The sequence below is a fragment of the Leuconostoc aquikimchii genome (assembly GCF_040838325.1).
In the GTDB taxonomy this organism is placed as follows: Bacteria; Bacillota; Bacilli; order Lactobacillales; family Lactobacillaceae; genus Leuconostoc; species Leuconostoc aquikimchii.
The window spans coordinates 19,152-40,792 of the sequence record NZ_JBFPER010000001.1 but is presented as its reverse complement, the minus strand read 5'-3'; the positions used below and the strand labels follow the sequence as shown (position 1 = coordinate 40,792).

General features: G+C 34.7%; 24 protein-coding genes and 1 pseudogene. 8 read left to right on the top strand and 17 right to left on the bottom strand.

Going from position 1 to position 21,641, the window contains the following annotated elements:
- Position 1: 1 nt before the first annotated feature.
- The gene (locus tag AB3K24_RS00215) at positions 2-961 is read left to right on the top strand and encodes a nucleoside hydrolase (RefSeq protein WP_367973044.1); all 960 of its coding nucleotides are present in this window, start codon (positions 2-4) and stop codon (positions 959-961) included.
- A 111-nt stretch (positions 962-1,072) separates the two neighbouring features.
- On the opposite strand, the gene AB3K24_RS00210 is transcribed toward AB3K24_RS00215, so the two are convergent.
- From AB3K24_RS00210 to AB3K24_RS00190, 5 genes are all read right to left on the bottom strand, one after another.
- The gene (locus AB3K24_RS00210) at positions 1,073-1,522 is read right to left on the bottom strand and encodes a hypothetical protein (protein WP_367973042.1); all 450 of its coding nucleotides are present in this window, start codon (positions 1,520-1,522) and stop codon (positions 1,073-1,075) included.
- A gap of 44 nt (positions 1,523-1,566) precedes the next feature.
- Entirely contained in the window at positions 1,567-2,160 is a 594-nt protein-coding gene (locus AB3K24_RS00205; RefSeq protein ID WP_367973040.1) for an ATP-binding cassette domain-containing protein, read from the bottom strand.
- Between the two features lie 20 nt (positions 2,161-2,180).
- The gene (locus AB3K24_RS00200) at positions 2,181-2,762 is read right to left on the bottom strand and encodes a hypothetical protein (protein WP_367973038.1); all 582 of its coding nucleotides are present in this window, start codon (positions 2,760-2,762) and stop codon (positions 2,181-2,183) included.
- Positions 2,763-2,766: 4 nt separating this feature from the next.
- Entirely contained in the window at positions 2,767-3,504 is a 738-nt protein-coding gene (locus AB3K24_RS00195; RefSeq protein WP_367973036.1) for a hypothetical protein, read from the bottom strand.
- Between the two features lie 891 nt (positions 3,505-4,395).
- A complete protein-coding gene (locus AB3K24_RS00190; protein WP_367973034.1) occupies positions 4,396-5,643 on the bottom strand; it encodes an MFS transporter in 1,248 nt (415 codons plus the stop codon).
- 96 nt (positions 5,644-5,739) lie between these two features.
- On the opposite strand from AB3K24_RS00190, the gene AB3K24_RS00185 reads away from it, so the two are divergent.
- The 3 genes from AB3K24_RS00185 to AB3K24_RS00175 all read left to right on the top strand — a co-directional run bounded on the left by AB3K24_RS00185 (position 5,740) and on the right by AB3K24_RS00175 (position 8,029).
- On the top strand, positions 5,740-6,669 hold the full coding sequence (locus AB3K24_RS00185; protein WP_367973032.1) for an Rgg/GadR/MutR family transcriptional regulator: 930 nt from the start codon (positions 5,740-5,742) through the stop codon (positions 6,667-6,669).
- Positions 6,670-6,826: 157 nt separating this feature from the next.
- Positions 6,827-7,342: a helix-turn-helix domain-containing protein gene (locus AB3K24_RS00180; RefSeq protein WP_367973030.1), complete on the top strand. Its 516-nt coding sequence runs from the start codon at positions 6,827-6,829 to the stop codon at positions 7,340-7,342.
- 225 nt (positions 7,343-7,567) lie between these two features.
- Positions 7,568-8,029: a GNAT family N-acetyltransferase gene (locus AB3K24_RS00175; protein WP_367973028.1), complete on the top strand. Its 462-nt coding sequence runs from the start codon at positions 7,568-7,570 to the stop codon at positions 8,027-8,029.
- Positions 8,030-8,100: 71 nt separating this feature from the next.
- Here the strand turns inward: AB3K24_RS00175 and AB3K24_RS00170 are convergent, their stop codons facing one another.
- Positions 8,101-8,982: a LysR family transcriptional regulator gene (locus tag AB3K24_RS00170; protein WP_367973026.1), complete on the bottom strand. Its 882-nt coding sequence runs from the start codon at positions 8,980-8,982 to the stop codon at positions 8,101-8,103.
- Positions 8,983-9,093: 111 nt separating this feature from the next.
- On the opposite strand from AB3K24_RS00170, the gene AB3K24_RS00165 reads away from it, so the two are divergent.
- Positions 9,094-10,431, top strand: a complete 1,338-nt coding sequence (locus AB3K24_RS00165) for an amino acid permease (protein ID WP_367973024.1) — start codon at positions 9,094-9,096, stop codon at positions 10,429-10,431.
- An 85-nt stretch (positions 10,432-10,516) separates the two neighbouring features.
- Here the strand turns inward: AB3K24_RS00165 and AB3K24_RS00160 are convergent, their stop codons facing one another.
- A complete protein-coding gene (locus AB3K24_RS00160; RefSeq protein WP_367973022.1) occupies positions 10,517-10,945 on the bottom strand; it encodes a hypothetical protein in 429 nt (142 codons plus the stop codon).
- Between the two features lie 23 nt (positions 10,946-10,968).
- Positions 10,969-11,661: a hypothetical protein gene (locus AB3K24_RS00155; protein ID WP_367973020.1), complete on the bottom strand. Its 693-nt coding sequence runs from the start codon at positions 11,659-11,661 to the stop codon at positions 10,969-10,971.
- A 167-nt stretch (positions 11,662-11,828) separates the two neighbouring features.
- Here AB3K24_RS00155 and AB3K24_RS00150 point away from each other — a divergent pair.
- Positions 11,829-12,895: pseudogene (locus AB3K24_RS00150) on the top strand (IS3 family transposase).
- Between the two features lie 391 nt (positions 12,896-13,286).
- On the opposite strand, the gene AB3K24_RS00145 reads toward AB3K24_RS00150, so the two are convergent.
- The 8 genes from AB3K24_RS00145 to AB3K24_RS00110 form a co-directional block, all read right to left on the bottom strand.
- Entirely contained in the window at positions 13,287-13,856 is a 570-nt protein-coding gene (locus AB3K24_RS00145; protein WP_367973018.1) for a hypothetical protein, read from the bottom strand.
- A gap of 274 nt (positions 13,857-14,130) precedes the next feature.
- Positions 14,131-14,712, bottom strand: a complete 582-nt coding sequence (locus AB3K24_RS00140; protein ID WP_367973016.1) for a hypothetical protein — start codon at positions 14,710-14,712, stop codon at positions 14,131-14,133.
- An 80-nt stretch (positions 14,713-14,792) separates the two neighbouring features.
- Positions 14,793-15,104, bottom strand: coding sequence for a hypothetical protein (locus AB3K24_RS00135; protein WP_367973014.1), 312 nt, complete (start codon positions 15,102-15,104; stop codon positions 14,793-14,795).
- Positions 15,105-15,416: 312 nt separating this feature from the next.
- Entirely contained in the window at positions 15,417-16,004 is a 588-nt protein-coding gene (locus AB3K24_RS00130) for a hypothetical protein (RefSeq protein WP_367973012.1), read from the bottom strand.
- An 81-nt stretch (positions 16,005-16,085) separates the two neighbouring features.
- Positions 16,086-18,296, bottom strand: a complete 2,211-nt coding sequence (locus AB3K24_RS00125) for a glycoside hydrolase domain-containing protein (RefSeq protein WP_367973010.1) — start codon at positions 18,294-18,296, stop codon at positions 16,086-16,088.
- Between the two features lie 168 nt (positions 18,297-18,464).
- On the bottom strand, positions 18,465-18,740 hold the full coding sequence (locus tag AB3K24_RS00120; RefSeq protein WP_367973008.1) for a phage holin family protein: 276 nt from the start codon (positions 18,738-18,740) through the stop codon (positions 18,465-18,467).
- A gap of 13 nt (positions 18,741-18,753) precedes the next feature.
- Positions 18,754-19,659, bottom strand: coding sequence for a peptidoglycan amidohydrolase family protein (locus AB3K24_RS00115; protein ID WP_367973006.1), 906 nt, complete (start codon positions 19,657-19,659; stop codon positions 18,754-18,756).
- Positions 19,660-19,879: 220 nt separating this feature from the next.
- A complete protein-coding gene (locus AB3K24_RS00110) occupies positions 19,880-20,572 on the bottom strand; it encodes a S24 family peptidase (RefSeq protein ID WP_367973004.1) in 693 nt (230 codons plus the stop codon).
- 117 nt (positions 20,573-20,689) lie between these two features.
- On the opposite strand from AB3K24_RS00110, the gene AB3K24_RS00105 reads away from it, so the two are divergent.
- Both AB3K24_RS00105 and AB3K24_RS00100 read left to right on the top strand, forming a co-directional pair.
- Positions 20,690-21,229 carry a sigma-70 RNA polymerase sigma factor region 4 domain-containing protein gene (locus tag AB3K24_RS00105; RefSeq protein ID WP_367973002.1) on the top strand — a complete coding sequence of 180 codons (540 nt, stop codon included), beginning with the start codon at positions 20,690-20,692 and terminating at the stop codon, positions 21,227-21,229.
- The gene (locus tag AB3K24_RS00100) at positions 21,219-21,437 is read left to right on the top strand and encodes a hypothetical protein (RefSeq protein WP_367973000.1); all 219 of its coding nucleotides are present in this window, start codon (positions 21,219-21,221) and stop codon (positions 21,435-21,437) included. Before AB3K24_RS00105 ends, AB3K24_RS00100 begins: the two co-directional genes overlap by 11 nt.
- Before the next feature lie 58 nt (positions 21,438-21,495).
- On the opposite strand, the gene AB3K24_RS00095 is transcribed toward AB3K24_RS00100, so the two are convergent.
- On the bottom strand, positions 21,496-21,627 hold the full coding sequence (locus tag AB3K24_RS00095) for a hypothetical protein (RefSeq protein WP_367972998.1): 132 nt from the start codon (positions 21,625-21,627) through the stop codon (positions 21,496-21,498).
- Positions 21,628-21,641 lie beyond the last annotated feature (14 nt).

The window sequence follows — 21,641 nt, the reverse complement described above, 5'->3', positions numbered from 1 at the left end:
GATGGCATCCACAAAAATGATTTTAGATTTAGATACTGGTGTTGATGACGCGCTGGCATTGGCTTTGGCAATATGTGATCCTCGCGTTGACCTCATCGGTGTCATTGCCTCATATGGCAACACACTTGTCGAAACTTCTGCTCAAAATACACTCAACTTGCTACAGTTACTGGGTGAAAATGATGTGCCTGTCTATTTAGGAGAAGCACATTCATCAACAACCGATCATTTTGATGTGATGCCAATATCTCAAGCCATTCACGGTAATAACGGTGTTGGCAATCTGTCATTAGCCGTTGCAACACGTCAAATTGAAACCACTAGTGGTGTGCAATTTTTAATTGATATGGCACATCAATATCAAGATGAATTAGTGTATGTCCCAACTGGTCCGCTAACAAATATGGCCAAGGCACTAGAAATCGATCCAGAAATTGCCCACTTGATTGGTAATACAACATTAATGGGCGGTGCGCTCACAGTCCCTGGTAATGTGACACCCTTTACCGAGGCAAACATTAGTCAAGATCCAGAAGCCGCAGACAAAGTTTTCACAACGCAAGAAAATTTAACTATGGTCGGCCTAGACGTCACGCTACGTACCTTATTAACCAAAAAAGATACACAACAATGGCGTGATTTAGGCACAAAAGCCGGTACTGCTTATGCTGATTTAATGGACTTCTACATTGAAGCCTATGATCGGTTAGACATCGATCATCGTGGTGCCGCTTTGCATGATCCGTTGGCCGTTGCTGTAGCCATTGATTCAAGTTATGTCGTGACAATTCCCCTGAATATGCGTGTCACTTATGATAAAGATACACAGGATTATGGCCGCACAATTGGTGACCGAGAACGATTACTCGAACCAACAACAACAAATGTTGCTGTTGGCGTTAACGCTAAACGTTTTGTCCGTGATTTTATGGACTTTATGACTGCTGTATTAAAAGCTTAAATTAAAAAAAGGGGTACAGATCATAAATCTGTACCCCTTTTTATGTTGCATTATTAGCCATAATAATGCTATAGATCACTATCAAAATTAAAAATATTGTTTTCAAACGGATCAAAACATTACAGTCGCCAAAATACGACTGAAAATAAGTGTCATTAAAATTATAGTGGCCACTTTTGCGTAACTATAGCGTCGATTAATCAAAAATACCAGTAGTAGCACCCAAGTAACAAAAGATAATCCTATCCATACTAAAACTGACAGACTACTTTCAATGAAAAGAACAAATACTTTGATTAAAATAAAGGGTACAAAATAATGTAAAATAATTGGCGTATAGTTTTTTAATTGGTTACGTAAATTCGGTTTTCTAACTAATAAAAAATTTTGAATTGATAGCAATTCCATCACTGGCATGATTAAGGCAACATAATCAAAAAACAAATTCAATACGCTAACCATTAACAAGTAAAACGGCTTAATCGTAAAACAAAATACCAAACTTGCATGTTGCTGCGTTGTTATTTGCGGTAAATAATTTGGTACAAATCTAATCACCATGCATACTATCAAGAAATAAATCCAAAAATACAATTTTCGAGTCATTAAGATAACAGACCATTTTTTAGCGTAAACAAGACATCATACTTGATGCCTTCAATATAATCGTGACTAGCGACAATAATGAGTTTGTTCTCAGCTTGCAAATTTTTTAATAAATCAATAAATTGGTCAATACTATCTGTATCAAGCCCTCTTGTAGGCTCATCAAGTAAAATAATACTTTGATCTTCCATAACTGCTTGAATAATTCCCAACTTTTGTCGCATACCCACAGAATACTTTGAAACTGGTTGCTTATCATTTGGATCCAACGAAAACTTTTCCATTAACGCAAACACTTTTTTTTCATCATAATTATGATTCAGTTTAGCCAAAAAACGCAAATTAACTAACCCTGTTTCAAATTCTAAAAATCCCGGATTTTCAATCAGTGCACCTATTGTTTTCGATTCAAGCATGGTTACATCCCCTGAATCTGGCAAAAGTACTTTAGCAATAATTTTAAATAACGTCGATTTACCAGAGCCATTGGCACCAGATATATGTACCAATTGTCCTTTATCGGCCTCGAAAGAAACATTATTTAACACTGTTTTACTTTTAAATGATTTTGCAAGATGATTAACTTTAAGCATGAATTTTCTCCAATTGTAACTCATATGTTATAAATGTGATGTAGTGCGCGATATACCGGATCATACAACGGACTATATTGTACCAATAGTATCTTCGTTTCCAAAAAGAAGTGATAAACAAAATTACTAAGTTGAACAATGACAATAATGCTACCAATATGGCGACTACGATATAGACTGGTTATCAGAATCCCTAAAAATAAAATGATAAACGTACGCATGAGCAATATCATACTGCCTATTAATGCATGCCCTTCTTTAAACCACATATTGCCACTCAAGGTAAACGACCCATAATAGAAACCAAAATAAATGATTACCTCAAAAATAATTGTCTTGATCATTTGTTTTTGAATTTTTTCAGACTGTCCTCTAATCTCGACTAAGGAATTAATGGATCTGAAGTTTAATACTTGCCAAGACATCAGTAGCAACAACATTGACTGCGTGAATATGACCGAAAAATTTGGATATAATAGTGTGCGTATCATATCACTGCCCTTAGAAGTATGTAGTAAGGCATTACTTGCAGATAAAGATGACATCATAACTACTGTAAAAAATAATGGCCATGATATTTTAGAAAACGACATTTTTTTCATGACATCAGCACTCTTTTTGTTTCTTCTTAATCCAAAAATAAACAATTCCTAAAGTCAAACTCATATATACAATAGTTGACAAACAAAAATAGAGATATATTTGATTTTGGTTCCCAAAATCTCGAAAATTCATTTGTCCAGGTGCAATTAGCGTTGGTAAAGAAAAAATGTACACTATTTTTAATAAAACGCCCTGAAAGGCATGGCTGATTAAAGCCGGCACAATAATTAAACTACTCCCAATTATGCCGCCGCTAATAATATTGATTGCATTTTTTTTGATAAAAAGTCCTATTGAAAACACAAAATCAGCATATATGCCCCAACCAAACGACGATAATAGGATAAATTTAATTGTAGAACTCAGATTTCCATCATCAAAAAGTGTCACCCCTGATATGGTGTTTTTAGCATCAACATGCTTCCAATCCAGTGGGTGAATAATCAAACTAATTAATAGTAATTGATACAATAAGATAACTAGTGAAAAAATAAAAGCTGTTAAAAAAGTCGCAATAAGTGCTTTGGCTACAAATTTTTTGTAACTATATCTTTGGATAAAACTATAAAAATAATTATTGTTCTTGATATAGATAAATAATAATGACCCACTAATTGGTATCACGATTAACATCAGCGTACTAACTATTTCAGAAACATTGCCGAATTGTAGCATATAAAATGTATTAGAAGTATTCAAAGCATTATGTGGCAATGTATTAGATTCAAAAATAACTAGCATAGTTTCTATAGTAACTATTCCACAGAAAACTAAAAAAATGGTTATTAAATAAAAAAGAACTCGTTTTGACATAATTTTCCTCATCACTAACTAAAAAAGCACGCTTGAAAGCGTACATTTTTTTAAATATTTATTGTCAATCAGCGCTAAAATGTGTTGGTGAAGCATACCAATATGCAGCAGGATTCACTACCAATACCATATTTACACTATTTTTGTTCGCATAATTTCAACAAACAATGAATTTCAAGTATATCTTTTTCATTAACGTTTGTCAAATAAATTTTATTAGCCTTCAATCAGTAGTTTAGACTTTTTTTTAGGATCAACCATGCTGATATTTTTAACATGGTAGATTGTAACATAAAACTGAACACTTGCATAAAAAAGCTGCAGACGCTTTAACGGTAATTGACTAAAATCAACCATGCTAAAATCAAACCATTAGTTTTTTCAATTTTAGATACATTGATGATTTAGGACACAAAAAAAGAACTGGTGTTCCTACGCACTAGCTCTTTTTACTAGAGAGGTTAGTCCCCATGTATTTCTTCCTATCTACATTATAGCATTTTATGTTTGCCCTTTCAAAACATGATATACTTCAAACGCTGTTGTGTCGCTGTCGTGATGTTCGTAATTAAGCGCTACTTTGATAACCGTGATGGTCATTGATTATACGCAGGCACACTTCATGTGTGCCTTTTTGTTTAGTTTGGTATATAAAAAATACGCTAAAATTTTCATTACCATAAAAAAACATTACTTACCTGATAACAAAAAAGTATTCAAGCTCTGCTTCCAAGTCAACAATACAGACGTTTTTTTGCCACGGTTGGCATTAGGCTGCTAGTCATTTACGACGCACAACAATGCTATCGTGAACATATTTTATGCCACTTTATACGACAGTGTATAAAGGATTAATAACATTGAAAGTACAACCATACTTATCCATGCGCTATTGAGAGACACCGAATTGGCTATTGATAGGAAAATAAGTTGCCCAATAGGCACACTAAGCGTTACCAATGTATTCATAAATCCGGCAATTTGTCCTAATTGTTTTTCCGCAACACTGGTCATGACATATGTGCTGACACGTGGACTAATTTTGCCAAGTGTATAACCAATACCAAAAAAACTCATGATTATCACATAAATACTTGGAGATAAAACAAGGTTTAAGCTAAGTAACGTTAAAAATAGTAGTAAAATGATGGTTAGCATATTCAGGTGGATTCTTTTTAAAAAATCATTAGTGAAAAAAGATCCTGAAACAAGTCCAATTGCTAACATCGTGTTAATAATTGATAATGAAAAACCATAATTTTTGATATAAATGCCAGGATATTGTAATAATGTTAAGCTGATGAGCCCATCAATAGAGCCTACTAATAAGTTCAGTAAGGTAAATAAAAATAAAATGTGCAACAATTTTTTGTTGGCTTGAATAATGCGTCTATTGATTTGCATAGATACCCAAAAGCGCGCTTCTGGCAACGTAGAAGTCGCGTTCTGGTGGCTGGTAACCTTCAGTTTTTGATTAAACTGCCGGCGAGAAATAATTAAAATGATACCACTTATTAAAAATAATAACGCATTAAATAACGAAAAGTACAAAAAATTATTACCTAAAAAAGTTAACAAGGTGACACCAATGACCTGACCAATCACATTAACCAAAGACATGACGGAAACTTGCAACGAACGCGCAGCGAGTAAATCTTGTGACGGTACAATATGTTTTATAATGGGCAGCGCCGCCAATGACGTCAGGCCACTTAGTAAATCGCTGGTGACATTGATAAAAATGATAAACGAAAACAGTAACCAGTCATTGGTTGTTAACCCAAATAAGATCGTTAAAATACCGTACAATATGGTTTGAACAATTCGAGTTAAAATCATTAACCGCAACTTATCATGTGCCTTATCAGCAATATATCCTAACCCAATTTGTAAAATAGTCGGTAAGGTATTAGCGATGACAACAACAGTGGTTGCCAGTTTAGCATGACTTATTTGTGACGCATAAACAAGCAATGCGATATTAAAAAATGCTGCCCCAAGTAATTCGATAAATTGAGAAAGTGTTAAGTTGCGTAGTAACTTGTTAGTCCGCAATAGTAGCATCATTAGTCTCCTTTGTTTTCTTATGTATACCTAGTTTAAGTGATATAATTGGAAAACACTCAAAAACCGGCATATATGACAAATTGAAAAGAGCAGCCAATGACACTTGAAAAAACCTTCTATGAATTACGAAAATCTAAAAAATTAACTTTGACAGCATTGGCTGATCAAAATGCGTCAGCGTCATTTATTGGAAAATTTGAAAAGAGTCAAACTGATATGTCAGTTTCACGTTTTTTTAAACTGCTTGAAAAAATGCATGTTAGCCAAGCCGAATTCGAATTCCTATTACAAGAAAATCAAGCGCCCTATTTAATTCGTCGCATTCACTTAATCGACAACCAAGCAATTACTAGTCAATTAGTACAAGAATTTCATAGCATCATTAAACAAGATCAAAACAATCAACCAAATGACAGCACCCCAAAATTCTTAATGATTTTAGCTGAGGGACTAACTTTACTCTTGCGCAAAGAGGTTAAACAACGGCCAAGTGATCAGTTATCTGTACTAGTTAAACCCGTACAAAATTATTTGCTTGGTGTTGAAGTTTGGGGGATTTACGAATTACAATTATTTACTTTAATATCGTTTATGTTACCTGCTGATGTGTTGTTTTTGTTAACAAAAATAGCGATTAAACGTGTCAGATCATATGATCAGTCGTTATTAAACGTTCAATCACAATTAATGCATGTCATTTGGACAGCCTTTTCGACCCTTGTATATGAAGAGCTTTCGGCTGCTCAGCAATTATTAGACATTGCAGAGAAGCACTTAACAGATCATGTGGACGTGACTGAAAAGATCACGTTGTTGTTTAATAAAGGTTGGTATGCCATTGAAGCCGGACACATTGAAAAAGGCGAACAACGCGCTCGCACAGCAATAAATATATATCATTCATTAGGCTACAACAAAAAGGCGTCCGATTTAAAACAACAATTAGCACACCATATAAAAAGACAAGAAGAAAAAAAGAAAGGCTACAAACCAGATGGTTCACGGGTTATTTCACTTTATATTTGATTTTGTCATGACCTCATGGCCTAATTAGTTAGCAATATACGATCGCCATTATGCACCTTCAAGGCAATTAGAAACACCTTTCTATTGCAAAAATTAGTACTAAGAAATATGTTAGATATAAGATAATAAAAATTTATTCTACAATGGAGATAATCACATGACCTTTGCTCAAATAATTAAGGCTAAACGGCAAGACTTGAATATGACACAATCCGAGCTTTCAGAAAAACTGTTTGTTTCTAACAAAACAATTTCTAACTGGGAAACCGGAAAAACCATGCCTGATTTAGACAATGTTCTTTACATCGCTAAAGTATTACGTCTTTCATTAGATCAACTGCTATTGGAGGACAACAATATGATTAATCATATTAAACGTGTTCAAGAAATAAAAGCGACTAAAAAAATGACGTGGGTATCGTACATCACTAATTCCATGTTTTTTCTCATGTTTTCAACCCAATCCTTTTTTGGACAGTTAACCGTCCCAATTCTTGTAATGATGCTAATTGGCGCATTGGCAAACATATGGGTTTTGTTTCACTTTTTGTCTAAAGCAGATTCACTTGGGGATAAAGAACCAAGTATGATTAAAGTGACTAATAATAAAACACTCGTTGTCACAGCAGTTCTTGCTGTTATAGCATTAATTAGCACGATATTAGTACATTAATGTGATTGCTTTGATGTTCATTTAATCCAGTGGGTTTATTATAAACACATAATCAATTAATTGGTTATACTATTCTCTCTCCCATTTTTCATAATAAAATATTCTCCTTTAAAATAGAAGACCACCTTACTCCCAAGGTTGGTCTTCTATTTTTGTGTTACTGATAGTAGTATAGACGCGATATGCTATACTAAATTAACTCACTATTCTCAAAGGAGCACCCTCATGTTGAAACTCATGCCAATGGACCCTAACCATTTTCAACAATATATCAATTTTGCAGTCAATGAATACGCCGCAGAAAAAGTTGCAGCCGGCACTTGGACACCAGAAGCTGCGCAAAAAAATGCGCAATTAACTTATGACCGCTTATTACCAAACGGCCTTGAAACGCCAGACAATTTTTTCTACTCAATTTTCAACGATTCAGAAGTAGTCGGTTATATCTGGTTCGCTACTGATAGCGAAAATTCATCCATGGCATTTATCTTTGATTTTGAAATTTATAAAGCTTATCAAAATAGGGGCTTCGGTTCAAAAACGCTCGACCTTGTTTCACGTGAAACAAAAAATATGGGATACACGTCATTAGGGTTACATGTTTTTGGTAGCAACAGTCGCGCTATTCATGTTTATCAAAAAAGCGGCTTCAACATAACAGACATCAAAATGCAAAAGAAACTCTGATAGATAAAAGGTGCCAATAAGGTTAGACACAGACTAACTTTATTGGCACCTTTTATCTTATTTTTAATTGTCTAACTTATCGTATACGTCTCTTTCACAAAACACTTAATAGCCGTTATTAATTCAACCACCGAGGGTGACATGACTTTACTTTTATTGGTCACTAATACAATTTGTCTTGTAAACGACTGATGAAAAGGATAAATCGCCACATTCCCTTGAATTTTTTTCAACGCTAATTCTGGTAAAATACCAAATCCAATGCCAGCTTCAACCATCGCAATAATCGACTGGTCATCAATTGAAAAGTTGATTGAATTGATCGTCACATCATAATTATCCAAAACTGTCTTTGTTGCCCGATCATAATCTATTTTTTGCAAAATGAATTTCTGATTAACAATATCGTGTTGCGTAATTGTTTGTTTATTTTGAGGTATAAAATCAGCAGGTGTCACACAAAATATTGGATCATCTAGTAATGGAAATACAGTTAAATTGTCTGTCACTGGTAAAGTCGTAAAACCAACATCAAGCTCTCCTGTTTTAACTTGCTTACTGATTTCTTCAAAACTGTCCTGAACAATCGACACTTCAATATCAGGATGTTGTTTCGAAAAAGTACTTAAAATATTTGGCAGCCAATTGACACAGACACTACTAAACGCCCCTATTTTTATTGAACCTGACCGTAGCCCGTTAATATTCTGACTCATCTGAATTAAATCGGCTTCATCATTCAATATTTGTTGAATAACTGGCAAAACTAACTCACCGTCATGCGTCAATTTTATGCCAGCACGACTGCGTATGAGTAATGGAAATCCTAATTGTGCTTCCAATTGATTAATCGAATGACTCACCGCACTGGCTGTTACATTAAGCACTTGAGACGCTTGATAAAATGACTGATAACGGACAACTGTTGCAAATACCTGATAAGAAAATGTCAATTTAATATCCCCTTAGAATACTTTTTTTCATGTAAAAATGAAAAAGATTAGTTTTATTTATTATACAAGATAATTTACTATAGAACATAGTGACTAGGAGGAAAAATCGTCATGGCAAAAAAACCACAACTATCTCGTACATTATCTGGACGTCATATTAATATGATTGCATTAGGCGGTACAATTGGCACTGGGCTTTTTTTAGGTGCTGGTGATTCCATTCAAAAGGCTGGACCAGCTATTCTTTTAATTTACATCATCACAGGATTTTTCGTCTTTTCCATGATGCGCGCCTTAGGAGAACTTTTATTAACTGATCATAATCAAACTGTTTTTATTGGCTTTATCAAAAAGTATTTAGGCGCCCGCGCTGGCTTTGTTATGGGCTGGACCTACTGGTTGGGTTGGATTATTATTGCAATGGCCGAATTAACAGCCATTGGTAAGTACATGCAGTTTTGGTTGCCACAAACACCTGCTTGGTTATGGGAATTATTATTTCTTGGTGTGCTCTATAGTATGAATATTATCGCCGTTAAAGCCTTTGGTGAAACAGAATTTTGGTTTGCTTTAATTAAAATTGTTGCTATTGTCGCGATGATTTTAATCGGCATGATCATGGTTGTTTTTCATATACGTAGTGAAGTTGGTGTGACACAATTATCAACTTTATGGCAACACGGCTTGATTGCAAATCATGGTCACAACTTGTTAGCGGCTTTTCAAATGGCCTTCTTCGCATTTTTAGGCGTTGAATTTGTCGGTATCACAGCTGCCGAAACAAAAGATCCTTTGAAAACAATTCCGAAATCAATCAATTCGATTATTATTCGTATTCTTATTTTTTATATTGGTGCTTTATTAGCTATCATGACGATCCAACCTTGGACAAACTATAGCGCTAATACGTCACCCTTTGTTCAAGTATTCTCTGGTATTGGTATTCCCGCAGCTGCAGGGATCATTAATTTTGTTATTTTGACGGCGGCGGCTTCATCACTAAACAGTGCACTGTTCACAACTGGACGCATGATTTTTTCATTATCACCCAAAAATAGTTTTTTCAGTCAATTAAATAGCCATTATATTCCAATGCGTGGTATCAACCTATCAACTGCTTTGATCGCTACTGTCATTGGTTTGAATTATATCTTTCCAGAGGATGCATTCAGTATGGTGACCGCAACTGCTTCAGCTACTTTTATTGTTATTTACATCTCTCTGTTGATCACACATATTCAATATCGCAAATCAGATCATTTTATCAACGGTCAAAAAAAATTCTTGATGCCGTTTGCACCATTTTCAAATTACCTGACTATCTTATTTATGGCAGGTGTGTTCCTGATATTGCTATTCTCACCTGCTACAATGATGACAACCATACTATCAATCATTTGGTTTGTCGTTCTGTTTACAATTAGTCTGTATAAAGTACGTGTACGGTAATAGCATAAAGTCTTACAACGTAAAAGTCCCCCCATTCACAAATTGTGAATGGGGGATTTTATTAATAATCACAACACAAAGTCAGTTACTGATTATTTTTATCCGCTTCAATTTCTGATTGCCAATTAGGTCCTTTGTGAGTGATCGTATACTGTTTTGTATCTGAATCAAAGTCTTCAACTGTACCATCTTTGTAGGTTTTTGTAAAAACACCTGAACCAATGAAAGCCCCGTTTCCACGAGGATCTGCTGTGACTTTTGAGTCGCCAATGTCTGATTGTTCTTCTTTAGGAAGGCTTTCACGGACATCATTTGTGTTCATTTCATTGTCGTTCGTTGTTTTTGTGACATCTGTCTTTGGATTAGTTGTCATTATTGTCGTAGATTCTCTGCTTACATCATGACTAATACTTTGATTTTTATTAAACTGATATTCACTAACAATCACCACAATACTAGCTGCTAATATCAATAATGCAGAAACTATCTTTATATTTTTTCTCTTTGTAGTCACGATATTAGCTTCTTTCACTCTTTTTATTGATTCAAGACATAATAATAAGATCCATCTCTTGGTGACATTGAGGCAAACGTGGTTCCAGCCAAGGCGCCAGAAGCAGTCTTGGCTTTTGCCCACACAGACTGACCTGGATAAAGAGCATATGCTTGATGCGAAGCAACTTCTGGTGCCGCTCCAACTAACCCTGAATCTTCGTATGTTCGCCATTGTAGTAAATCTCCAGTTCCCGAGGATGGCTTAAACAAATATTTTGCATAACGCCATGCTGGACCCTGCATGGCTTCCGAGTAACCTTGATTTGCGTAAAGTGTATAGTTTGTACTTGAAACACTAGTTCGACTCACTGAACCACCAGTCGGCAAAGCAATAAATGACGTGGTTAATGTCGAGTTTTTTAATACACCAGTTTTATTTGTAATACCTTCATCTTTCTTTGCTTGACCAACAGTTGTAACTTTGTAAGATGTAGTTTTTGGGTCAATAAAAACTTTCGCACCAGCGTTATTTTCAGCTTCAAATACACCTGGACCAAATAAAAATCCACCGTCTGGTAATTCAATAGCTGTCACTGAATCACTCATAGCATTATCCATCGTGTTTACATTCTTATGAAAAATACTCGTCGTATTAGAGGCGGAAACTTGATTTTCTGACAAATAAAAAAATCCAATTGATAAAACCATGGTACTTACTAAAATAATCTTCTTCATTTCATTCTCACTTTTCGTTATTTTACCAAACCATAATGAAAACGTCAACAATTTAAATATTCTTAATCATCAGAGTTAGATAAAAAATAAACGATTCATTATTGGTGTTAGTCTAAAAACATGGACACGGTTTCTACTACGATATAATAGACGTAGGAGAATAACCCATGACGCAAAAATTTACACCTGAATTTCAACAATCAATCATTGATCTTTATCATTCTGGCACGTCAGCTAGCCAATTAGCTAAAGATTATGGCGTGTCTGTCACAACGATTTACAAATGGACAAATAAAAGTCACACCGCTCCCTCAAAATCCTATACAGATGACGATATCAAAAGGCTTGAAAAGCGTGCTTTGAAAGCTGAATCAGAGGTTGATATCTTAAAAAAAGCCTTAGCCATCTTCGGAATAATCGACAAATAAAAACGTCCGATTTAGTCCAATTTATTCAAGATGGCGGTTTTGAAGTCAAATTAGCAACAACTTTGTTAGGTATTGCACGGTCGACTTTCTACAGTTTAATCAATGATACCCCTTCACAACGCATGATTGAAACACAAGCCATCACGCAAGCGATTGATCAACTTTATCATGATGCTAACGGTATCTATGGTGCACCTGAAATTCAATTTTTACTCAATTTAGCTGTCGGTATTAAACGGGTGCAGCGGATTATGGCCGCACATGGTTGGCGATCAATCACTGTTAAAAAATATCGTCCGGCAAACAATCATGAGGCTATTTTTGACCGCGTAAATTTGTTAAATCAAGACTTTAGGACAACAAGCATGAATCAAAAATGGTTAACTGATATCACTTATGTTTATACCATTAAAGAAAGTTGGACTTATTTGGCTAGTGTCATGGATCTTTGGAGTCGGCGGATTATTGGTTATGTCTAATGCCACTAAAATGGACGCTAATTTGGTGATCAAAGCGCTGAATAACGCGACATTGAATCGCCAAATTAAAGGGCACCGACTTAGGCAGTCAATATACTGGTTTTGCTTTTGAAAACAAGTTACAGTCGTAAAGGGACACCCTACGACAATGCCGAAATTGAATCGTTTCATGCCACGCTCAAGAAAGAAGAAGTTTATGTTAGCAGTTATCAGACGGCGAAACAAGCCAAAATGCGACTGTTCCAATACATTGAAGGTTGGTATAATCGTAAACGTATTCACGGGGCAATTAGGTATTTAACCCCAGTGGCCTTTGAACAACAATGACCCTTCAAAGTAGAATGCGTGTCCGATTTATTGACGTAGATCCATGGACATACTTACCTTCAAACTAAAAGAGGATTGGGCCATACTGTTTATCATAAAAACTGTTTTTTATCCAAATCGTAATATTTATTTTCCATAATTGAAAATGGAACTGACTCTGTTTGTTTGTTCGACATATTTCCTCTTTTCTACATTGATCAGTTATGCCACGTCTAAAAGTGATACGTCACTATCCTAAAAATAGGATTTTTTAATATGATCATGAATATACTTTCATGGTCTATGACTGTTAAAATATCATGTGCCATCAACGCAATAATAAACAGGTGGCAAGTATTCTAAATTACTTGCCACCTGTTAGATATTTTGCCTGCGCTGTCAATCATGAATTTTAGTTACTTCTGCCATTAATATACATTACTCGCTCTATAATATACTGCGTGTTTACTTGCTTAAGAAGTGGACCACGTCGTTTAACATGTGCTATCATCTTAGAGAAAATAGCACTATTCTCGCTAGAGAGTAGACTTTCTTTAGAAATCAATGCCAGTATTGATTCCCGTCGCCAATCAATCGGAATAAATTCCAGCAAATATTGTCCATTATTCTCATAAACACCAAATAAATTATAATTATTTTTTATGGCCTGAACTTTATTGTCTAATTCTGCCATATTAGTGATATCAATTTTTGTTATTTTTTTTGTTTGACGCGTGCTCAGAAATTTAAGATAGCCAATGAGAAGTATCAAAATGCCAATGTTAACAATATTAATAGATATTGTCATAATTACTAGTATTGTTGTTATAAATAATGGATTTTTACCAAATACAATCACACTCATTAATATGGCAATCAAGCAACATATAGAACAAACAACCATTACATTAATAAAGTCTTTCTTTTTACTAGCAATTATTTTATAGACCGCATCTCTTTGATTTATATATTCATCAAACATATAATTAACCACCTTATAATTAAATATTCCAAATCATAACACTGAATATGTTTACGTACGGTCTGATTTACCTACGCTTTTTGGCACAGATACTCTAATTTGGTTTAAACTGATTACGTATGGGACTAAGATTATAGCCACTTTCACTGTATTCAAATAGGGAGACCGTAGCTTCAGTGAACTTACGATAATATTCATGGTCTACTAACTCGTTTTTGCTAATTATTTTCTTTTCGACAAAATGATCAAAAGAATTTTTAAGATATCACTTTTCTTATATCGTGGTTTTATCGATATAAAACACTTGATTTGTCATATACCTTAGCGGTCGCTCAATGTTGCCTTTAGCTACAAGCTTTATTGAATTAAAACTTTTCATGGCGTGCGCCGAAGCGGATATTTTCCTCCACTCTGGAGTTGATTTGTCTATCTTAGCTATTATCGGCCTATACTTATCATTTGTTTGATACAGCACATAGGGTGCAAATTCAATCAAAACAGAGTCATTAGTCTCGAAAGCAGAAAGTGCCATATATTTTTTATCCGTTGGCTCAAATAAAAAATGTACAATTACCGCTTCTGAGGATTTTAAAATATTATCTTCATAAATAGGTTGTTTTAAAACTCTCAGATTATCATACATATGCATAATGTTTGTTACATAGAAAAATATCAAAAAGAGATAAATTATGGTTACTATTATTGTCATGATCTTACTAATGTCCCAAATAAGAATTATGGATATCACAAGTAACATTGGCGTTATCATCAAAATAGCAATAAGTACTCCCAACACCGACATGCTTTTCATTTTTAAATAATGTTTATGCCGTTCAAGCTGGTATTCTTCTATCATTTATGTTTTCCTCATAACTTTATACTATTAACCATTATACATAGTAAGTCATCATTTTTGTTGTTTAATAAGAGGTAAACTCATGCTGCTGACAACATACCAAGAGATTTTTCTAAGATAGATACAACGCCTTTTCTAGCTATAGCTGCAGTCACCGGTAAAATTGCGACTGCGCCAACAGCCACAAGAGCCACAACACCTGCAATGGCTGTTACTTTGAGTGTACTATCTAATGACGCCTTAAACTTTGCCTCATCCTCAGCAGTCCATTTTGCCATAGCTGCAAACGCCAATGGTGAATTGTTCATATAAATATCAAACACAACTGCTGAGTCAATTTCTCCAGGTTGTTTTGCAGCCTTTGGGTCTTTTCCAGCTACTTCTACCATCATATGCACCCCTGGCGTACCTTGACTTAATCTATATGTGCCATTGATTCAAATAGTTACCGCACCGATTGAAAGCTAGTTTTGAATATTAAAAATAACCATTTTCATCAAAAAAGTGCAAAACATTTCATGATTTCAGACTCTTCGTTGCTAATCACATCAAACAAAAACTCAACGATTTGTCACCGATTTAGATATCGACAACTCCTCACTGAGTCTAATAGTTAATGAATTTTTGAGTTCACATCATCTCTTTGCACTTGTTTTAGTTATTTCTACTTATCCCAATTAACTATGCTCACAAGACAAAATTAATTATACATTTTCTACCACATGGTTAAAATAGTAAACATGATTTCCTAAATATCTCATTTTATTTGATTCATTTTTTTCTGAAATTTGTTTTAGTTGTTTTAATTTTTTCATAGCATCAGGTGATTCTAAAATACTTCCCCAAGTAGAATCTTCGGCAAATTTACTCATCATAGCAATTACTGGGGTATATTTTTTAGATTTTTTTAAAAAATAAGGTGAAAACTCAATGATAATATTTTCATTATTTTCATATACTCCTTGTACGTGATACGCATTGCTCTTTCGATCTTCTAAAAAATCTAAAATTAATTTCGGAGAATCACTTATAATATCTTTAGAAGAAACTTCTTGTTCAAAAATTCGAAAACTTTTACTAGTACCAATAACTAATACGATATAGGTACTAATCAAAAAAATTAACAAAATAAGAAGTAACAAGAACCATAAGTGCATATCTGTAGATAGTCCCCAAATACTGATAAGCAGCCCCAATGATAATAATAAAAGATTACCTACTATAGGTGTTTTAACAACAGACTTTATCATTAAATAATATTGTTTCCGTTTTAAATTATAATCACTCAACATAAAATAGTTCCTCTACTTAGTAAATAAATACCATTATAACATTACATTTCGCTCATAACGTTATTTAAGTATTTTTTAGTGTTAAGTTGCTGGAATTCTACCTAATGATGAAAAAGCTACTCTCATAATTGTAACAATGCTTTCAGCTGATATTGAAGTAGCTACTACCGGCGCTAATGCCACAGTTACAAATACTGACAGAGCCACAACACCTGCAATGGCTGTTACTTTGAGTGTACTATCTAATGACGCCTTAAACTTTGCCTCATCCTCAGCAGTCCATTTTGCCATAGCTGCAAACGCCAATGGTGAATTGTTCATATAAATATCAAACACAACTGCTGAGTCAATTTCTCCAGGTTGTTTTGCAGCCTTTGGGTCTTTTCCAGTTACTTCTACCATCATATGCACCCCTGGCGTACCTTGACTTAATTTATATGTGCCGTCGATACCAACCTTGATATATCCTGATTTAATACCTGCAGTATATTTATCGAGCGTGCCTGACAAAACAAACCCATTAATAGGCCCACCAACACTAACTAAATAATTTAATAATGACGAATCTATTTTCCCATTTTTAATCGCAACAGTTGGCGTTAAAATAGGCATACTCCCTACAGATAGGGCGGCTTTATAGGACACATCAATTTTTAAAAATGGATTAGACTCAGTTAACGTGTATGTTGGCCCATTATAAACTAACTTGCCACTAGCAATCAAGTTTTTAATCAAACCCCAACTTGTATCATCCACCCAATCTCTAGCGGTTGCTTTACCTAAGCTCGTAACGCCTTTATCTATATTTGAAACTGCTACACGATCCAACGCTGGTAGCGGTCCTACACCGACACCATCTTCAAAGAATTGATCAAAGGCCCAATTGGTTGGTTGTGAAAATCCCAGATTACCTGAGAATCCTGTTGACATATTAGAAACGTAGCTATAAAGTACTGCAGGCACTGCCTGTGAGACGCGTGAACTAGCGTTTCTTGTTCCATAGACGCCAATGTTATAATGACTAATACCTGCGGCAATTCCTTGGAAGTAAGGAATCGCTGTTGCAGTAATTTCTTCGTCGGTCATATCCATATCAACAGCAAAATAAATTGTATGACCATTAGGAATACCGATAGTGAGCGCAGCATCCACTGCCAAGCGTGCATCTTTAAAGCCTTGATCATAGTTAAAGTAACTCAAATCAGGATTATTATCTTGATAAATTGGTACCAATTTCAAGCCAGCTTTAATGATATTTTGTGCTTCGTTCAACGTCAGGTCTTTATTTCTTTTTGTGGCGCCGCTGCCCACCGTACCTGTCAAATATCGACCAACGTAATTCACTTCATAAGCCACAAGTGCTTTAATCATGCTGCTATCTAGCTGATAAGAAGTATCCATACCAAAGAAATTTCGAGCTGGATTACCACTAGATAACATCAATGAATACATCGTTGTACTATCTGGTTGCCCTTTTTGAACCGGATCTAACATCATAAAACTTTGGAATTGACTTAAAATATTTTGCGTCGTGCCATCTAAAGCGCCCGTAATTGCGGGGCCAGTAGTACCCTTTGTAGCCAAATATTCTTTCATGTTAACATATAACGCATATTGCACCAAGCGAGTTATTTTACCACCTAAACCATTGGCAAAAGCTGAATTATAGGTTGCAATTGTTGTCGGCCCCCAAAAGCCATTAGCAACATTCCCTAATCCCAGTTCAACTTGGACACCATAAATTAAGGCCGTATTCGTTGCACGTTGATAAATACCATCCGCTGGTAGAATTCCTGTATACTGACGATAATTAGTATTTAAATATTGTTGCATTTGGCGAATGTTATTATCACCACCACTAACGAGTACAAAAGCACTCATATCGAACAAAGCTTGCGCCAGTTGGGAATCTAATATACCATTTGCAGGAATTCCTGCATCTTTTTGTAATGCTTTAACAGCTAGGTCTGTATGTGCCGAATAGACACCCGTAAATTCTTCTGGATTAACACCTTTTGCCCAGAAGGCGCCTTGAATGAGGTACACAAAATTACTTTTATAGCCATTTTTTAAGTTAGGGACTACTTTTTTATCAAATGCTGCTGAGGTTGCCTCACCAAACGCTGGTGCCTCATCTTGTAAAGCAATGCCTAATTCGTGTTGCATCCCACGAATTAGGCCGTAAATTGTGGGCCAACCTGTATTGCCTGTTTCAGGAACCGACTTGTACTTGGGTACCGAACCGTACGTTTTATTTAACCACTTTTGTGTTGCCAATACCATTGAATCCATAATGTATTTTACCTACTTTAATTTTTTTGTAAAGATATGACGTCATGTTTAACCTTACAACATATAAAAGGCAGCTTTCTGCAAAAAATTAACCTCATGCGCTTTTAAAATTTATTTTTTTAAACCAAACATACAAAAAGTCTCTATCACATGATAGAGACTCTAATATTACTTAGACTTTGTAATCAGATTGCCAACAGTCGATACAATAGCATTCATACTTTTGTTTGCTGTTTCATTTGCCCCAGTTGAAGCAACGCCCGACCAAGCACCAACCAATAAATTGGCAATAAGATTATCATTTTGGATAAAAACTGAAATAATAAAACTAAGTATGATCCCTATTAGTAATGCAATTAGTGGTAAATAGCGATTAGATAATTTGGCAGCTTTTAAAGCTTTTACAATAGCCCAAGTTAAAAAAATAATTAACGTTGTTGTCATATACCCTCCTTTGTTAATCCTTAACAGCGTACTTTGCCTTAATCCAGACTGGTTCCCCAGCCACTTCAATTGCCATTGTGTCACCACTATTACTAAGGATCTTGTAGTGTCCAACTAACTGGAAGTATTCTCGCTGTCGTTTCCCAATTTGCGCATATTGGTTGGTTAAACGTTGGCCCCATTTATTAGTGAGAACAATTCCGGACAATGGCATATAATTGTTGTAATCTGTTACTGGAATACTGAGCAAATTGTTAATAGCATACCACTCACCATGCCAGTAATCATACCAATTTAATTCAAATGTTTGATTGAAATGTACAGTTTGAACGCCTATGTCCTTCATTTTAGACTCATCTGGTTTGACGTAACGATAAACGTAAGTATACGGAAAACTATCCAGATGCGCAAAATCATTATAGCTAATATTTTGAACAGCCGTACCAAGCTGACCGCCAGTGTAATAGGATGTACTTAAAAAATTAGCATTCGGATCGTTACTCGAAATGATGCCAACGTGACCTGAGGCACCACCTGACTCACCCTGCTTGCCCCAAATTACAATATCTCCTTTTTGGGCTATCCAATCTTTATTTTCTGCTATCAGGGCATAATGATTATCTAACAAATAATCGTGAAGATAGTCTGTGCTATAAAGCCATTGATATTGTTTTCCACCAGCATCATAAATGGCCTGTGTCATACTGCCAGAACAATCGGCTGTCCCATCAATACCATTACGAGATCCGTACATTGAGTACGTTAGGTTTCCTTCATGATTTTCAAACCATGTTATCACCTGACTTTGATCAATGTTACCATCGTGATTTACTGATGCCTTAACTTTGTCAATTGTCATGCCGGATAGAACACAGAACATTGCAATCAGCACAATCATTCTAATTTTTAATTTCAGCACGTTAATTTCTCCTCCTTTCTTCTGAATCTTATTGTAGTGGCTGTTGTTTGTTTCAACCCTACTTCAAGTAAAAGCTGTTTTTGATCTAAAAATTAACTGTATTAGCTATTCATTTGCCAAACAAAACAAATTGACGCACTTAAAAAAGCAGTAAGAAGTTATCTTACTGCTTTTTAGCAATATCATAATTTACTGATTTCAAAAACAGTGCACAACCTTTTTACAAAACAACTATCCCTAATACTTCAAGGTTATGGTCATTATCAATAATTAAATCATCATAGTCTTTATTCAAAGAAACAAGACGATACCCCTGTTCATCAATCACCAGTTTTTTGACATATACATTAGACCCATCATATTTAGCAATCACAATTTGGCCACTTCGTGCTTCTTTTGTACGATTAACAAATATAATTTGTTTATCTGTAAACATCGGCGCCATTGAATTACCATTAACAGTTACCGCGTAATCATGTGGTGGTATTTCTCCAGAAAAAGGGACGGCTTCATGATATTCTGTATCACTTAGAAATTCACCAGTTCCAGCTGAAACCGCGCCATATATTTCCACAACATCAGAAAACTGAGTAATTTTATTTTGTTCATTTAGTTCTTTTCGAGCATGATAGTACACAGATTGTTTCCGTTCGCGAGTTAACTCAAAATAGATGCCATTAATGCTTGGAAATGGCTTTTCATATAAAGCATATTGAACAAGTTCATCAACACTAACATCAAAAATATGCGCTAATTGGAGCAGCACTTCAAGATTAGGAACTGCTATCCCTTTTTCCCAATTGGCTACACTACTGCCGCCTTTTTTTCCAAGTTTTTGGGCTAATTCAAATTGTTCAATATGATGTTTTAACCTGAGATATTTTAAATTCTTAGAAAAAACTGTCATCATCATTCAGAATCCTCCATTTTCTATTAAATTATATCACACTACTTCAATTAATTTGAAATAGACTTGACTTCAATATATTTGAAGTGTAGAATTTCAATCAACTAATATATGAGGTAATCTATGAGCAAAAAACATATCACAATTGAAAAACTAGAACGGTCAAAAAACAAAAATAATATCATATCAAATTTTATGGCATTATCCAATACCAAAGAACTCATTAAAAAATATCAAAACGCAATGATAGATACTACAACTTTCAATAAACAACTTAATAAAGACTTCCAAGACTATTTTTCCTATGTTTTATTTCTCAGTTATCTCAACAAAACGCTTTATTTCAAAAGTATCCATATGAAGCAACAAACTAATAACACAATTAAACAAAATACATCATTAGACGACACGTCAGCTCTTTATCAATTACCAGTATTATCAGAAAGTATTGATAGTAACCTAATTCGTAGTTTACCTTGGCGCACTATTTTAACTTCTCGTCAATTACTTATTTTAAATAGAATTTACATTGAGGGCTACAAACAAAACGAAGTTGCTAAACAACTAAATATAACGCCTCCAGCAGTTAATAAAATTAAAAAAACTAGTTTATTGGCAATCAAACAATTCATTGACGAAAAGGAGAATCACCATGATTTTTAATTCTACCCTCTGTACTGCCCTATCTAATAATGACGAAGAACAATTAGTAGAACAATTACAGCCACTTGTCAAAAAACTTTCGTATGCCGGAAAAGGTTTTCAAGAAGACTTATCTCAAGAACTGAATATCGACATTATCACTTCATACCGAAAATCAATACCATTAATTAAAGAGAAATACGACGATTTCTTAGAACAACTGGATTAATATTTAACAGATATAAATAAAAAGAAGCCCCATTTTCAAGAACCGCCATTTTAGAAATTTAATTATGTGTATTGTGCACTAACTTATCCATGATTCCTGCTACTGATTCAATTTTATTAATAAAAGTAACACCTAGTCCGAATGACGCGAAACCTTTTGTCAAATCTCCAAACAACATACCATCTCGCATGCCGTTTGCACCAT

Bases quoted from the DNA above. Each gene is read 5' to 3' on its own strand.
- AB3K24_RS00215 (WP_367973044.1), top strand. From the start codon at position 2: ATGGCATCCACAAAAATGATTTTAGATTTAGATACTGGTGTTGATGAC.
- AB3K24_RS00210 (WP_367973042.1), bottom strand. From the start codon at position 1,522: ATGGTGATTAGATTTGTACCAAATTATTTACCGCAAATAACAACGCAG.
- AB3K24_RS00205 (WP_367973040.1), bottom strand. From the start codon at position 2,160: ATGCTTAAAGTTAATCATCTTGCAAAATCATTTAAAAGTAAAACAGTG.
- AB3K24_RS00200 (WP_367973038.1), bottom strand. From the start codon at position 2,762: ATGAAAAAAATGTCGTTTTCTAAAATATCATGGCCATTATTTTTTACA.
- AB3K24_RS00195 (WP_367973036.1), bottom strand. From the start codon at position 3,504: ATGCTAGTTATTTTTGAATCTAATACATTGCCACATAATGCTTTGAAT.
- AB3K24_RS00190 (WP_367973034.1), bottom strand. From the start codon at position 5,643: ATGATGCTACTATTGCGGACTAACAAGTTACTACGCAACTTAACACTT.
- AB3K24_RS00185 (WP_367973032.1), top strand. From the start codon at position 5,740: ATGACACTTGAAAAAACCTTCTATGAATTACGAAAATCTAAAAAATTA.
- AB3K24_RS00180 (WP_367973030.1), top strand. From the start codon at position 6,827: ATGACCTTTGCTCAAATAATTAAGGCTAAACGGCAAGACTTGAATATG.
- AB3K24_RS00175 (WP_367973028.1), top strand. From the start codon at position 7,568: ATGTTGAAACTCATGCCAATGGACCCTAACCATTTTCAACAATATATC.
- AB3K24_RS00165 (WP_367973024.1), top strand. From the start codon at position 9,094: ATGGCAAAAAAACCACAACTATCTCGTACATTATCTGGACGTCATATT.
- AB3K24_RS00155 (WP_367973020.1), bottom strand. From the start codon at position 11,661: ATGAAGAAGATTATTTTAGTAAGTACCATGGTTTTATCAATTGGATTT.
- AB3K24_RS00145 (WP_367973018.1), bottom strand. From the start codon at position 13,856: ATGTTTGATGAATATATAAATCAAAGAGATGCGGTCTATAAAATAATT.
- AB3K24_RS00140 (WP_367973016.1), bottom strand. From the start codon at position 14,712: ATGATAGAAGAATACCAGCTTGAACGGCATAAACATTATTTAAAAATG.
- AB3K24_RS00135 (WP_367973014.1), bottom strand. From the start codon at position 15,104: ATGATGGTAGAAGTAGCTGGAAAAGACCCAAAGGCTGCAAAACAACCT.
- AB3K24_RS00130 (WP_367973012.1), bottom strand. From the start codon at position 16,004: ATGTTGAGTGATTATAATTTAAAACGGAAACAATATTATTTAATGATA.
- AB3K24_RS00125 (WP_367973010.1), bottom strand. From the start codon at position 18,296: ATGGATTCAATGGTATTGGCAACACAAAAGTGGTTAAATAAAACGTAC.
- AB3K24_RS00120 (WP_367973008.1), bottom strand. From the start codon at position 18,740: ATGACAACAACGTTAATTATTTTTTTAACTTGGGCTATTGTAAAAGCT.
- AB3K24_RS00110 (WP_367973004.1), bottom strand. From the start codon at position 20,572: ATGATGATGACAGTTTTTTCTAAGAATTTAAAATATCTCAGGTTAAAA.
- AB3K24_RS00105 (WP_367973002.1), top strand. From the start codon at position 20,690: ATGAGCAAAAAACATATCACAATTGAAAAACTAGAACGGTCAAAAAAC.
- AB3K24_RS00100 (WP_367973000.1), top strand. From the start codon at position 21,219: ATGATTTTTAATTCTACCCTCTGTACTGCCCTATCTAATAATGACGAA.
- AB3K24_RS00095 (WP_367972998.1), bottom strand. From the start codon at position 21,627: ATGCGAGATGGTATGTTGTTTGGAGATTTGACAAAAGGTTTCGCGTCA.